Source organism: Variovorax terrae (assembly GCF_022809125.1).
Taxonomy (GTDB): domain Bacteria; phylum Pseudomonadota; class Gammaproteobacteria; order Burkholderiales; family Burkholderiaceae_C; genus Variovorax_A; species Variovorax_A terrae.
Genome location: NZ_JALGBI010000001.1, coordinates 614,225 through 626,616 on the forward strand (window position 1 = coordinate 614,225; position 12,392 = coordinate 626,616).

12 protein-coding genes are annotated in these 12,392 nt (G+C 66.3%); 6 read left to right on the plus strand and 6 right to left on the minus strand.

What is annotated here, in order from left to right; all coding sequences use genetic code 11:
* Positions 1-26 precede the first annotated feature (26 nt).
* From MMF98_RS02775 to MMF98_RS02795, 5 genes are all read left to right on the plus strand, one after another.
* Positions 27-842, plus strand: a complete 816-nt coding sequence (locus MMF98_RS02775; protein ID WP_243304106.1) for a DNA alkylation repair protein — start codon at positions 27-29, stop codon at positions 840-842.
* A gap of 566 nt (positions 843-1,408) precedes the next feature.
* A complete protein-coding gene (locus MMF98_RS02780; RefSeq protein ID WP_243304108.1) occupies positions 1,409-1,879 on the plus strand; it encodes a MerR family transcriptional regulator in 471 nt (156 codons plus the stop codon).
* Positions 1,812-2,195: a carboxymuconolactone decarboxylase family protein gene (locus MMF98_RS02785; protein ID WP_243304110.1), complete on the plus strand. Its 384-nt coding sequence runs from the start codon at positions 1,812-1,814 to the stop codon at positions 2,193-2,195. The genes MMF98_RS02780 and MMF98_RS02785 overlap by 68 nt, the downstream gene beginning before the upstream one ends.
* Entirely contained in the window at positions 2,192-3,034 is an 843-nt protein-coding gene (locus tag MMF98_RS02790; RefSeq protein ID WP_012479474.1) for a Vgb family protein, read from the plus strand. Before MMF98_RS02785 ends, MMF98_RS02790 begins: the two co-directional genes overlap by 4 nt.
* Positions 3,035-3,058: 24 nt before the next feature.
* Positions 3,059-3,955: a LysR family transcriptional regulator gene (locus tag MMF98_RS02795; RefSeq protein ID WP_243304111.1), complete on the plus strand. Its 897-nt coding sequence runs from the start codon at positions 3,059-3,061 to the stop codon at positions 3,953-3,955.
* Positions 3,956-4,458: 503 nt separating this feature from the next.
* Here MMF98_RS02795 and MMF98_RS02800 read toward each other — a convergent pair.
* The 5 genes from MMF98_RS02800 to MMF98_RS02820 form a co-directional block, all read right to left on the minus strand.
* A complete protein-coding gene (locus tag MMF98_RS02800; RefSeq protein WP_243304113.1) occupies positions 4,459-5,673 on the minus strand; it encodes a tyrosine-type recombinase/integrase in 1,215 nt (404 codons plus the stop codon).
* A 222-nt stretch (positions 5,674-5,895) separates the two neighbouring features.
* Entirely contained in the window at positions 5,896-6,897 is a 1,002-nt protein-coding gene (locus MMF98_RS02805) for a Bug family tripartite tricarboxylate transporter substrate binding protein (protein ID WP_243304114.1), read from the minus strand.
* Positions 6,898-7,100: 203 nt separating this feature from the next.
* On the minus strand, positions 7,101-8,768 hold the full coding sequence (locus MMF98_RS02810; RefSeq protein WP_243304116.1) for a sensor domain-containing diguanylate cyclase: 1,668 nt from the start codon (positions 8,766-8,768) through the stop codon (positions 7,101-7,103).
* 214 nt (positions 8,769-8,982) lie between these two features.
* Positions 8,983-9,924 (minus strand): RNA polymerase sigma factor RpoH, encoded by a 942-nt coding sequence (gene rpoH, locus MMF98_RS02815; RefSeq protein ID WP_243304118.1) that lies wholly within the window; start codon positions 9,922-9,924, stop codon positions 8,983-8,985.
* 321 nt (positions 9,925-10,245) lie between these two features.
* Complete coding sequence (locus MMF98_RS02820) at positions 10,246-11,112, minus strand: slipin family protein (protein WP_243304119.1); 867 nt, start codon at positions 11,110-11,112, stop codon at positions 10,246-10,248.
* A gap of 142 nt (positions 11,113-11,254) precedes the next feature.
* Here MMF98_RS02820 and MMF98_RS02825 point away from each other — a divergent pair, with 142 nt between their 5' ends.
* The gene (locus tag MMF98_RS02825; protein ID WP_243304122.1) at positions 11,255-11,962 is read left to right on the plus strand and encodes a Crp/Fnr family transcriptional regulator; all 708 of its coding nucleotides are present in this window, start codon (positions 11,255-11,257) and stop codon (positions 11,960-11,962) included.
* 37 nt (positions 11,963-11,999) lie between these two features.
* On the opposite strand, the gene MMF98_RS02830 is transcribed toward MMF98_RS02825, so the two are convergent.
* Complete coding sequence (locus MMF98_RS02830; RefSeq protein ID WP_243304123.1) at positions 12,000-12,224, minus strand: hypothetical protein; 225 nt, start codon at positions 12,222-12,224, stop codon at positions 12,000-12,002.
* Positions 12,225-12,392 lie beyond the last annotated feature (168 nt).

The following is a 12,392-nucleotide window of genomic DNA, read 5'->3' on the forward strand; positions in this document are numbered from 1 at the left end:
CGGGCCGCTCCCGAAGCGGTGGCCGCATGAGCGGTGTGCAGCACCTGCTGGGGCGCAAGGGCGCGGCGAAGATCGCGCTCATTCCGCCCGAGGTGCTGCAGGCGCTCAACGACGGCCGGGTGGAGACCGTCAATCTCAACGAATTCCTCGCGCTCGACCTGCCGCGCCTGGCGCGCAGCGTGGCGGGCCACATCGGCCTGGAGGCCCGGGCCGAGCGGCTGGAGGACACGCTGGCCATGCTGGACGCCTTCAAGCCGATGAAGCGCCACGAGCATGTGGCCCGCGCGCTGTACGACCTCGCGGCCGTGCGCCCCGACCGCGATGCCGTGGCGCACGCGCTGGCCACGCATGCCAGCGACGCGGCGCGCTGCTGGGCGGCGCAATGGATTCCCATGTCGGGCCTGGCGCTGGCGGGCCGGCTGCTTGCGGTGCGGCGCTTCGCCGCCGACCGCCATTTCGGCGTGCGCGAGATTGCCTGGATGACGGTGCGCGACGCGGTGATCGGTTCGCTCGACGAGGCGCTGGCGCTGCTGCAGCCCTGGGCCTGCGATCCGGACGAGCGCATCCGCCGTTTCGCCAGCGAGCTCACGCGCCCGCGAGGCGTCTGGTGCGCCCCGATCGAGGCGCTGAAAAACGAGCCCTGGCGCGCGCTGGCGCTGCTGGAGCCGCTGCGCGCCGACCCGAGCCGCTACGTGCAGAACTCGGTGGCCAACTGGCTCAACGATGCCAGCAAGTCGCAGCCCGAATGGGTGCAGCAGACCTGCGATCGCTGGCTGGCGGCAGGGGCCGCGCCGCAGACGGGCTACATCGTGCGCCGGGCGCTGCGGACGCTATCAAAATAATAGCGGCGAATGACCGCTGCACCTGGACATCGGGCCGGTTTGGCATAAAAAATGGCCCCCACGCTCCGCCGCTGCGCGGGTCGCATCCCCCCGAGGGGGCGCTTTTCATCTTGGGGTGGCCCGGCGATGAAAAATGTCTGTTGTCAAGTTCTTTCCGCAATGGCAATGCGGGAAAAAGTTCAAACAGCCCAATGACTTAGGCTGAATCTCAGTGCCTGCATGCCCTTGGCTCTTGATAGGCCAAGGGTCACATGGGGGCATAGCGACGGAAAACCTTGGAGCAACCCGGCGGGCAGACTACAAGGGGCAAGCTTACGGTGATTCAGCATCCCACGGATGCACGGCGCCTCGCCTCCAGTTTCCAGACCCAGGCAATGACGAGCGGGCGGTGGGCCAGAACCCAGCCTCGGCTCAAGGCGTAGCTGGGGCCATGCTGCGGTTGTTGGACTCCTATGGGTTCGGGCGCGTCTGCGCGTATGCGGGCATTCACCGGCGAGTTTGCGCGGCTTCTGAATCAACCATAAAGTTGTTGACTTAGAGCGCACTCTAACTTCTAGGATCACCCCATGGAATATCTTCTGAGCATTGAAGAAGTCGCCAAGCGCACGGGCCTGACGGCCTATACCCTTCGCTACTACGAGCGCATCGGGCTGATCGCCCCGGTCGGTCGTGCGGCTGGAGGCCAGCGGCGCTATGCGGCATCGGATATGGCCTGGATCGAATTCCTGCTGCGCTTGCGAACGACGCATATGCCTATCGGCAAGATGCAGGCGTTTGCAAAGTTACGCGGCGCTGGGGACTCGACGGTGCCGGATCGTCGCCAGATGCTGGAAGAGCACTTGACGGATGTTCTTGCGGAAATTGAAGCGATGAGCCAATCCGCAGTCGCTTTGCAGGCCAAGATCGAGCATTACCGCTCGATGGAGCAGTCCCTGGCGTCCAACTCACCCATGACCCAAGGAACTGCTGATGAACACCCAAGACCGCTACGAGCGCGGACTCGCGAAGTTGAAAGAAATAGACGGGCAAGCCGGTGAACATGTGCTGGAAAGCCTGGAGGACATCGCCCCAGACTTTGCCCGCTACTTGATCGAATTTCCGTTTGGAGACATTTACTCCCGGCCTGGCCTGGATCTGAAAAGCCGAGAAATTGCCGTGGTTGCGGCACTGACGGCGCTGGGCAATGCGGCGCCTCAACTCAAGGTGCATATCCATGGCGCGCTCAATGTCGGCGTGAGCCGCACGGAAGTCGTCGAAACCATCATGCAGATGGCCGTCTATGCGGGCTTTCCGGCCGCACTCAACGGGCTATTTGCCGCCAAGGAAGTCTTCGCGCAGAGGGAGTCGGCATGACCGGATTGATTCATGCGCGGCGGCATGTCGCTCCACCTCCGGGCATTCGGAAACGCCAACTCTTCCTGTGTCTGCTCACATCCTTGATGACCTTGCATATGCCCAGCCAAGCTGTAGCAGCCGAAGCTGCCTACGAAGGATTTCAGTCGCCTGTCGGGATTGCGTCCATCCCTGGAAAGGCCGTCTACGTTTCTGATTGGTCGGCCAACACCGTCACGCGGATTGACCAAAATGGCACGCGCACTGTTGTAGCCAAGGACATTCCCGCAGCGGCAGGGGTGGCCATTGATCAGAAAGGCGCATTGTTCATTGCATCCTATTCGGCGGACTACATCGTGCGCCTCGATTCGGATGGCTCAGTCCGCCGTATCGCGGAGAACCTATCCACCCCAACGGGCATCACCTTTTCCCGAGACGGCCGCTTGCTGGTTGCCAATCGTGGCGCTGGCCAAGTGGTATCGGTGGATGTCTCCAGTGGACGTGCAAGTTTGGTGGCCGATGGCTTCTCGCTGCCTGTCGGTGTCGTCGAAATGGAAGACAGCAGCATCGTGGTTTCGCAATATGGCGGACGGGTAACACGTGTGACTCGTGACGGGCATAAGCAGGAGTTGGGCACATCGTTCAACCGTCCCGGAGTGGGGATTGCAGCGGACGGGCCGAATGCCGTCCTCGTGGTGGACAACGGTGCTGGCGTTGTTCGCCGGGTCACGTTTGACGGAAAGACATCCATCGTTGGAGAGAAGCTATCCGGCAGCGCCGTTGCGCTTGGTAGAGGTATGGCGAATGAATGGCTTGCCGGGGCGTGGGGAACGGGGGCCATCTATCGTCTACGGCCGTAGCCGGATGTGCTGAGGGGAGCGTCAATGGAACTTCGCCATCTACGTTGCTTCCAGGCCGTGGCCGAAGAACTCCACTTCGCCCGCGCTGCGGAGCGCTTGCACATCGACCAGTCGCCCCTGTCCCGCGCCATCAAGGAACTGGAAGAAGACCTGGGCGTGCGGCTGTTCATCCGCAACTCGCGCAGCACCCGCTTGTCGCGTGCCGGGCAGGTCTTCAAGGAGCATGTGCCGCGCATCTTCGCGGCCTTGCAGCAGGCCCGCGACGGGGCCAAGGCGGTTGCGGCGGGCTACGACGGCCAGTTGCGCATTGCGCTGTCCGATGGCATCACGCCGCCGCACCTCGGGGCCTTCCTGGCGAAGTGCCGGGACGATGATCCCGAGGTCGGCATTCAATTGAGCGAAGTCCCGTTGTCGCAGCAGCTCAAGGGTCTACAAGACGATCTGTATGACGCCGGATTCGCGCAGTCCGATGAGGTGGGCGAAGGTCTTCTGGCCGTTCCCGTTTGGCATGATCCGCTGGTCGTGGCTATGCCTGCCACGCATCCCCTGATGGCCTACAAGCGCATCCCGCTGCAAGAGGTCTTGCGTTACCCGCTGTTGATGGGTGACCCGCACCTGTGCGAGGGCTATTGCCGTCAAGTCGCCAAGGTGCTGCGCACGGTCGATCAAGAGCCGCTGGTGGCCGAGGAAGTGGCTTCGCTCGATCTGGCATTGACCCTGGTTTCTGCTGGTTATGCCTTGGCATTTGTCGGGGCTTCGCAGATTGCCGCAAGCCGTTCTCCCGATGTGAGCAGCCGCCCGCTGGCAGGCATATCGCCCACCTTGACCACCTACCTCCTGCGGGCCGATACGGATCCGTCCGAGCCGCTGGCCCGCTTCATCGAGCGCGCCACTGCGGCTCCTCCTGACTCGCGCCCCTGAGCCGATTTCCACGTCTTTGACGCCCTGCTGCCCTGGCGCAGCAGGGCGTTCTGCCGCGTAGGTGGCACGCGGGCAAGCCGCATGGCTGCTGGATCGACACAGTTCGACGGCACGGTGCCGCATTCGGCGTGTGCCGCCCCAACCCCACGTGCAGACTGGCTTGGCGCGCACCGTGGTGCCGCGCCCTTTCATCTTGCCTTCCGCCGCTTCAAGCGCCACGGCACGCAAATTCGGTGCGGTGGCGGCGCGGCATAGCTCGCTATCTGCACATGGGACGGCTGTGCCGTCTGCAGTTCGGCGCGCAGCGTGAATGCACGCGCAATGACAGGCCGGAGACACGCAGCAATGCACGGCGATGGCTTGATGGCGGGCAGTGACGATGCCAGCGGCCATGCTTGCGGCTGGCGTGGTTTTGAAATGCTGCCGCCCCTGTTTTGCGCACGTTTGCGTGCGTAAAACAGGGGCGGAATCTTGGCAGTCCGAATGCAAGGGCGCGGGCCGTTCTATGGCGTGCTGGCGGCGTTTCCCTGGCTGGCTGGCTGCTTGCCCATGACGACGGTTTTGCGGCGGTTCGCCACCAGCTCCGCCGCCTTACGCACCGGGTCATCTTCGGTGTGGACGTAGCGCATGAACATGGCCACGGTCTTGTGCGCGGTCAGCGCCATGCCCACCTTCACCGGGATGCCCGAATTGGCAATGTCGGTCGTTGAACGATGGCGGATACCGTGCGTGCCAACGTGTGTAGCCCCTGCGGCCTTGAGGGCGCGGCTCCAGCCGCCGTAGTACTCGCCTTCGGTGAGTGCCTTGGTCGGGTCGTTGGGCGAGGGCAGGACGTAGGGGCAGCCGTCTTTGCGTGGCGCGGTGGAAAGCAGCCGGTAGGCTTCCTCGCTCATGGGCTTGGACATGCTGCCGGTCTTGCTGTCGGGCCAGACGACGCGACGGTTTTCCAGATCGATCCATTGCCATTGGAGCGAGATGATTTCGGAGCGGCGGCCTGCGAACTCGAATTGCAGACGGATCGCCAGCGGGATGGTGTAGTGCTCCAGTCCTTCCGCTTCCATGTGCTCCAGGTAGCGGAACAGCTTGCCCATGTCTTCGTCGCTAATAAGGTGGGTGGCCTTGCCGTCGGGGTACACCGGAACATGGCGGCAAGGGTTGGTGCCATCGGGCCGGTAGCCCCACACTTCGGCGAGGTTGAACATGCGGCGCATCACGCTGAAGGTGCGGTTCGCGTCGGCGGGCTTGTGGGCCATCTTCTTCATCGCTGCGGCCACGTCGGAACGCTTCACGTCCTGGACTTTGATCCGGCCCAGGATGGGGATGATGTTGCGGTCGATCACGCTTTGGTAGCCTTCCTGCGTGCTGGGCTTGTTGCGCTGCTTGGAGTAGTCCTCCATGAACTTGCCGCACAGTTCCTTGACCGTGGGGGCAGAGCGGGCTGCGGCCTTGGCCGCGCTGGGGTCGCCGCCCCGGCGTACTTCGGCCATCCATTCCTGCGCCAGGGCGCGGGCCTGCTCGACGGTGAGTTCACCGTACAGGCCCAAGGCGGGTTTGCGGCGCTCGCCCGCGTTGGTACGGTATTGGAGCATGAACACCTTGCGGCCCGCTGGTGTAATCTTGCACATGAAACCGGGCACGACGGTATCCCGCAGCTCGACGGCCTGCGCCTGGGGTTGCGCCGCATCGACGGCGGACTTGGTGAGCTTGAGCTTTGCCATGATGACTCCTCGGAAAGACCCGTTTCCCAGGAGCCTCATAGGGGCCATTAGAGGGGAAGGCGGGTCAGGTTTCGGAATGCACCGGCATATGCTGAACCCGCCTAAGTGATTGATAAACCTGCTGTATCTGGCTTCGGCGCAGTCCAGCGCATGGCCGGGCTGGAGTCATCGTGAAATGAAAAAAGGCCGGCAAGCCGGCCTTTGGGTCGGGAAGCGCCGGGTTTACTCGGCCTTGATGCCGCGCATCGCGATCACGCCGCCGAGGATGTTGGTGTCGTTCTTGATGCGGTTGGCCAGGCCCTCGGACGAGGTGCCGGCCACCTGCCAGCCCTGCTGGAACAGCTTGGCGCGGACTTCGGGCGAGCGCGCGATTTCGCTGATCAGGCCCGACAGCTTGGCCACGATCGGCTTGGGCATCGAGGCCGGCGCGGCCGCGGCCGTCCAGATCTCGAGCTGGAAGCCCTGGATGCCGCCTTCGGCCAGGCTGGGCATTTCAGGCACCAGCGGGCTGCGGCCCATGGACGTCACGCCGATGGCCTTGAGCTTGCCGGCGCGCACCTGCGCGGCCGCCAGGGCCGGGGGCAGCAGCGATAGCTGGATCTGGCCGCCGATCATGGCGTTGATCACCTGGGGGTTGCCCGGGTAGGGCACGTGCACCGGGTCGATGTTGGTCTTGGTCTTGAGCAGTTCCATGCCCAGGTGGCCGACCGAGCCCACGCCCACCGAACCGTAGCTCCACTTGGTGCCCGAGTTGCGCGCGGCCAGGAAGAACTCCTGCGTGGTGTTGCCGGGCGCGGTGACCGGCACGGCCAGCACCAGCGGCGCGGTGCCGATCAGGCTGAGCGGCGCCAGGTCCTTCACCGGGTCGTAGGGGGTCTTGGGGTTGAGCAGCTTGGCGATCGTCATGTTGCCGTTGACCATCACGCCGATGGTGTGCTCGTCGGTGGCCTTGGCCACCTGGTCGGCGGCGATGTTGCCGCCGGCACCGATCTTGTTTTCCACGACCACGGGCTGGCCCAGGGCCTTGCTCAGGGGCTCGGCGATGGTGCGGGCCACCAGGTCGGGCGTGGAGCCGCCGGGGAAGCCCACCAGGATGCGGACCGGCTTGGTCGGCCAGGGCGCGGACGGGGCGGCCTTGGTGGCCTTCTGGGCAAGGGCGCCCGTGGAAGCCGCGGCGAGGGCGATCAGGAGCGTGGCGTAGCGGAAGGCGTGACGGCGAAGCATGCAATATCCTTGAAAGTTGGCGGCCCGGCAGAGGGCCGGAGGCGGTTGAGGTGAAGACGGCGGCCCGGGGGCCCGCGCCGCGAAGACAGGTCCGGGCGACGGCCCGGGGCCTTGGCGCCGGATCAGCCTGCAATGCTACCGCGACAACGGGGCCGCAGCATGTGGATGCCCGCAGAAAATTGTTTCAGATGTTGCGCGCCGTCTCAAGAAAACGCCGGGCCGGGTGACTCCGCCCCGGGGGGCGCCCCAAAGCTGGCGACGCGGATGGTCTTGCGCGCATCGGGCTCCATCTGCCGCAGCTCATCCTGCAGGCGGGCCAGCAGCGTCTGCGCGTCCAGCGCGCCGGCCGGCAGCATGGTGATGGCGATGTGGAACTTGAGGCTGGCGCCACCGGGCAGGATGTCCGACTCGCGCAGGCCGCGCGCCACGGCATGCATCGCGATGTCCTGCGTTTCCTGCAGCGTGGTCGGGCCCTCGATCAGCAGCGCGAACTGGTGGTCGCCCACGCGCGCGGCCGTGTCCACGTCGCGCGCCACGGCGCGCAGGCGCGACGCGGCCAGCACCAATGAGCGCTCGGCGGCCTCGCCGCCATGCTCGCGCAGCAGCGCGCCGTGGTTCGACAGGTTCACCAGCAGCAGGCCGCTCTGGTGGTGGTAGCGCACCGCGCGCACCAGCGCGCCCTGCAGGCGCAGCAGCAGGATGCGCGCGTGGGCCAGCCCGGTCAGCGGGTCGGTCTGCGACAGCGCGCGCGCGCGGGCCTGCGCTTCGCGGCGCACCGACAGCCGCCGATGCAGGCCGTAGAACAGGATCGGCGTCTCGATCGCCGAGCCCAGCGTCAGGCCGTACTCGGTGAGGAAGCCCGACGAGATCAGGCCGAAGTTGCGCAGCAGCGGGAACATCGCAGCGATCATCACCGGCAGGAAGCCCAGCGCCACCCAGCGCGCGTCGCGGTCGCCCTCGAACACCGACAGCACGATGACGGACAGCATCACCAGCATGCTGCCCGTCAGCAGCGTGTTGGTGACGGCAAAGCCCTCGCTGGTGGGGAACAGCACGTCGATCAGGCCCGCGGCCACCAGCAGGCCCACCAGCGCCAGCACGAAGCGGTCCAGCGCGGGCGAGAACTGCCGCGGCGTGGTCACCGTGCGCACGAACCACATGCCGGTGGCCGCGGCCATCAGCGGCAGGAAGAACACGCCGGCATTGCTGAGCTGAGGGTAGCCGGGCCACAGGTATTGCGCGGCCACGCCGGTGAAGGCGGCCTGCGCCGCGGCCAGCAGGGCGACGTAGACGGCATAGCTGCCAAAGCCCGAGTCGCGAAAGGCCAGGGCGTTGGCCGCGGCCAGCACCACCACCAGCGCCGCCAGCCCGAAATAGGCGCCCAGGAAGAACTGCTCCTTCTCGTGCTGCGTGGTCATGCGGCTGTCGCTGACGATTTGCAGCCCGGCCGAAAACGGCACGCGCGCATGGATGATCTGCAGGAAGTAGCGGGTGGTTTTCTGCGGCGTGTTCGACAGCGAGAACACCGGGTAGCGCCCGGCCTGCGGCCAGGCCCTGAGCGGCAGGCTGTCGCCGGCCCGCTGCACCACCCAGTGGCCCTGGTCGTCGCGGTAGTAGAGCGTGGCAAGGTCCACGCCGGCCAGCGGCAGCTCGAGCTGCCAGCGCACCGAGGTGTCTTCCATCCGCACGTCAAAGCGCAGCCACAGGGCCTTGCCGTCGATCAGGTGGGGCTGGTCCACATGCCGCAGGCGAAAGGGCAGGCGGGCCTGGCGCTGCTCCAGGGCGTCGATGCCGAGCATGCCGGTTTCGTCGACCCAGAATTCGCTCTCATCCGCGAGGTTGACCAGGGACTGGGTGGCTTCCAGCCGCACCAGCGGCGGCGCGGGAGACGCTTCCTCGGCGAAGACGGCGGACCATGCCAGCCATAAGCACGCCAGGGCAAGAAGGAAACGGACGAGCCGTCGGGGTGTCGGGAGCGGGGGCGCTGAGGGCACGGACGCTATTGTGCCGGGGGGTGTGCCTGGATGAAAGAAACCCGTCGCGGACTTACCACGACGGGCTCCATAAAGTGCCGGCCAGGCGCATTCAGGCGTATTCGGCCAGCGCCTTCTTCATCTTCTTCATCGCGGCCGCCTCGATCTGGCGGATGCGTTCGGCACTCACGCCGTAGTCGGCGGCCAGTTCGTGCAGCGTCATGCCGCCCGAACCGTCGTCATTGACCTTGAGCCAGCGTTCTTCCACGATGCGGCGGCTGCGCTCGTCCAGGCCTTCGAGCGCGGCGGCGATGCCGTCGCTGGCCAGCACGTCGCGCTGGCGCGACTCGATCAGCGCGGTCGGCTCGTGGCGGGCGTCGGCCAGGTAGGCGATCGGGCCGAAGCTGTCCTCGCCGTCGTCCGACGGGCCGGGATCGAGCGTCACGTCGCCGCCCGACAGGCGGGTTTCCATCTCGATCACTTCCTCGCGCTTGACGTTCAGCGTGCGCGCCATGAGCTCGATTTCGCGCTCATTGAGGGTGTCGCGGTGGGTGGCGGCGTCTTCCGCGGCGGCATCGGCCTTGAAACCCTGCTTCATCGAGCGCAGGTTGAAGAACAGCTTGCGCTGGGCCTTGGTGGTGGCCACCTTGACCATGCGCCAGTTCTTCAGGATGTACTCGTGGATTTCGGCCTTGATCCAGTGCAGCGCGTAGCTGACCAGGCGCACGCCCTGGTCGGGGTCGAAGCGCTTGACGGCCTTCATGAGGCCCACGTTGCCCTCCTGGATCAGGTCACCGTGCGGCAGGCCATAGCCCAGGTACTGGCGGGACACGGACACGACCAGCCGCAGGTGCGACAGCACCAGCTTCCCGGCCGCTTCCAGGTCGTTGTTTTCCTTGAATTTTCTGGCGAACTCCTGCTCTTCCTGCAAGGTCAGCAGGGGCAGGCGGTTGGCCACCGAAATATAGGCATCCAGATTGCCGAGCGGGGGCACCACAGCCCACGGATTGGCAACGGCAAGTGCGGTGACAGAGGTTCCAGCCTGATGGGTCATACCAGAATTCCTTTCTCTAGAGATCCATGTTAGCACTCCCTTCGATAGAGTGCTAAATGGAAAGTTCAATCACCTCCATAGCCAGGGTTGTGCCCTGGCCGTGGCCGATGTCGATCTGGAATGTGACTGCGGTCAATCCACCGGTGTTGACCTTCAAATGATTGATTCTCATGGGATTTTCAAGAGCCCGGGCTCTTCTGCCGGAAGACCCGGCGGGAAGCGGGGCTTGCTGGGCGGCCGGACAGCCGGGTCCGGTTAGCGCCGCGCCTGCCCCGCAGGCCAGGCCGCGCCCGGGCACCTGGAATGTGAGCCGGCCCTAACCTAATGCACAGGCTCCGGCACGGCATGGGCGGTGCCGCCGGTGGTCAGCGCGACGGCGACGGCCGCCGCAGGGTTCATGCTGTCGACCATGGAACTCGGGATCAGGATGGTCGTTCCGCGCTCCTTGGTGGTCTCGTAGATGATGTTCATGGCGCGCAGCTGCAGCGCGCCCGGCTGGTTGGCATAGATGCGGGCCGCCTCCACGAACTTGCCGGCGATCTCCGCCTCGGCCGTTCCCAGGATGATGCGGGCCTGCTTCTCGCGCTCGGCCTGGGCCTGGCGCGACATCGCGTCCTGCAGCGCCACCGGGATCGCCACGTCCCGGATCTCGACCGAGCTGACCGTCACACCCCATTCGACGGTCTTGCGCCCGATGTCCTCGCACAGCTGGCGGTCGGCCGCCCGGCGGTCGGACAGCAGCGCCGCCAGCAGCGACGACCCGATCATTTCGCGCAGCGAGGTTTGCGCCACGCGGTCGATGGCCTGCCGGTAGTCCGTGATCGCCAGCGCCGCCTTCTGCGCGTTGTGCACGCGCCAGAAGATGATGGCGTCGACGTTCACCGGCACGGTGTCCCGGGTCAGCGCCTGCTCGGCATTGAAGGCAGTGGTCTGGATGCGCTCGTCGATCACGGCGACCACGTTGTCCACGATCGGGATGATCATGAACAGCCCGGGGCCCTTGACGCCCTGCAGCTTGCCGGCGCGCAGCACCACGAACTTCTGCCAGGTGTTGGCCATTTTCAGGGACAGCGCGACGAGGGCCGCGGCCACCCCGAAGGCGATGCCCAGGCCCAGCCAGCCCAGGGTGGCGAGCAGTGCGCCGAGGGCGCCCAGCACGGCGACGATGAAGAGGGTGATCATGTTCATGGCATCACTCCTGTGAACAGGATCAGCATGCCCGCGGCGCAAGGCCGCGTCTGTGCGCTATCGCACGCTGGCGGGCCGGCCGCCTGTGCGGCAGAGCCGGCGCGGGAGTAGACTGGTTGGCCGGACTGCCCAGGAGATGTCGATGGCCCCCGCTGCCGATCCGCGACACAACCGGCTGCTTGCGGCGCTGCCGCCGGCCGAGTGGGCGCGCTGGCAGGCACTGCTGGAGCCTGTGGCGCTGCCGCTGGGCACGGTGCTCTGCGAATCCGGCGCCAAGCCGGCGCATGTGTACTTCCCGACCACGGCGATCGTCTCGCTGCTCCATGTGCTGGCCGACGGCGCGTCGGCCGAGATCGCCGTCGTCGGCAACGAGGGCATGGTCGGCATCTCGCTGTTCATGGGCGGCGGGTCGACCCCCAGCCGCGCGGTGGTGCAAAGCGCCGGCCAGGGCTGGCGCCTGCGGGCGGGCCTGCTGCTGCAGGAGTTCGAGCAGGCCGGCCCCGTGCTGCATCTGCTGCTGCGCTACACCCAGGCCCTGATCACCCAGATGGCGCAGACCGCCGTGTGCAACCGCCACCATTCGCTGGACCAGCAGCTTTGCCGCTGGCTGCTGCTGAGCCTGGACCGCCTGCCGTCCAGCGAGCTGGCGATGACGCAGGAACTCATCGCCAACATGCTGGGCGTGCGCCGCGAGGGCGTGACCGAGGCGGCCGGCCACCTGCAGGCTGCCGGGCTGATCCGCTACCAGCGCGGCCACATCACCGTGCTCGACCGGCACGGGCTCGAGCAGCGGACCTGCGAATGCTATGCCGTGGTGAAGAAGGAGTACGACCGCCTGCTGCCGCCGTAGCCCGCGCGTGCGGCGCCTGGGCGTGCGGGGCGTGGGCTCACCAGAGCGCCGAGTCGCGCAGGGCGAGGTGCTTGCGGCGCGCCTGTTTGCGGCGGCGCAGCAGGGTGCCGGCCGCCAGGGCCGCCAGAACCAGGACGGCCAGGGTCCACTCCAGGGTGGACAGATCGCGGCCCAGCAGGGAGGCCATGAGCCAGCCCAGTCCCTGCAGGCCCAACCAGATCAGCGCCAGCACCAGGGCGCTTGCCAAAATTCCTCGAAACATGCTCCGTGCCTTTCACACAATCGACAGCCCCTCGATGGCCAAGACTGAGCAAACGGTCAAAGAGGGCGCGTGATTCTCGCATCCTTGCGCGAGGGGGCCGGGGCGAGGGGACATCGCCGCCCGTGCCGCGCCGCGCAGGCACGGCGCCGAGGTTGCAGAAGTTAGCGG

Coding starts and splice junctions, on each gene's coding strand:
- MMF98_RS02775 (WP_243304106.1), top strand. CDS start 27: ATGAGCGGTGTGCAGCACCTGCTGGGGCGCAAGGGCGCGGCGAAGATC.
- MMF98_RS02780 (WP_243304108.1), top strand. CDS start 1,409: ATGGAATATCTTCTGAGCATTGAAGAAGTCGCCAAGCGCACGGGCCTG.
- MMF98_RS02785 (WP_243304110.1), top strand. CDS start 1,812: ATGAACACCCAAGACCGCTACGAGCGCGGACTCGCGAAGTTGAAAGAA.
- MMF98_RS02790 (WP_012479474.1), top strand. CDS start 2,192: ATGACCGGATTGATTCATGCGCGGCGGCATGTCGCTCCACCTCCGGGC.
- MMF98_RS02795 (WP_243304111.1), top strand. CDS start 3,059: ATGGAACTTCGCCATCTACGTTGCTTCCAGGCCGTGGCCGAAGAACTC.
- MMF98_RS02800 (WP_243304113.1), bottom strand. CDS start 5,673: ATGGCAAAGCTCAAGCTCACCAAGTCCGCCGTCGATGCGGCGCAACCC.
- MMF98_RS02805 (WP_243304114.1), bottom strand. CDS start 6,897: ATGCTTCGCCGTCACGCCTTCCGCTACGCCACGCTCCTGATCGCCCTC.
- rpoH (WP_243304118.1), bottom strand. CDS start 9,924: ATGACCCATCAGGCTGGAACCTCTGTCACCGCACTTGCCGTTGCCAAT.
- MMF98_RS02820 (WP_243304119.1), bottom strand. CDS start 11,112: ATGAACATGATCACCCTCTTCATCGTCGCCGTGCTGGGCGCCCTCGGC.
- MMF98_RS02825 (WP_243304122.1), top strand. CDS start 11,255: ATGGCCCCCGCTGCCGATCCGCGACACAACCGGCTGCTTGCGGCGCTG.
- MMF98_RS02830 (WP_243304123.1), bottom strand. CDS start 12,224: ATGTTTCGAGGAATTTTGGCAAGCGCCCTGGTGCTGGCGCTGATCTGG.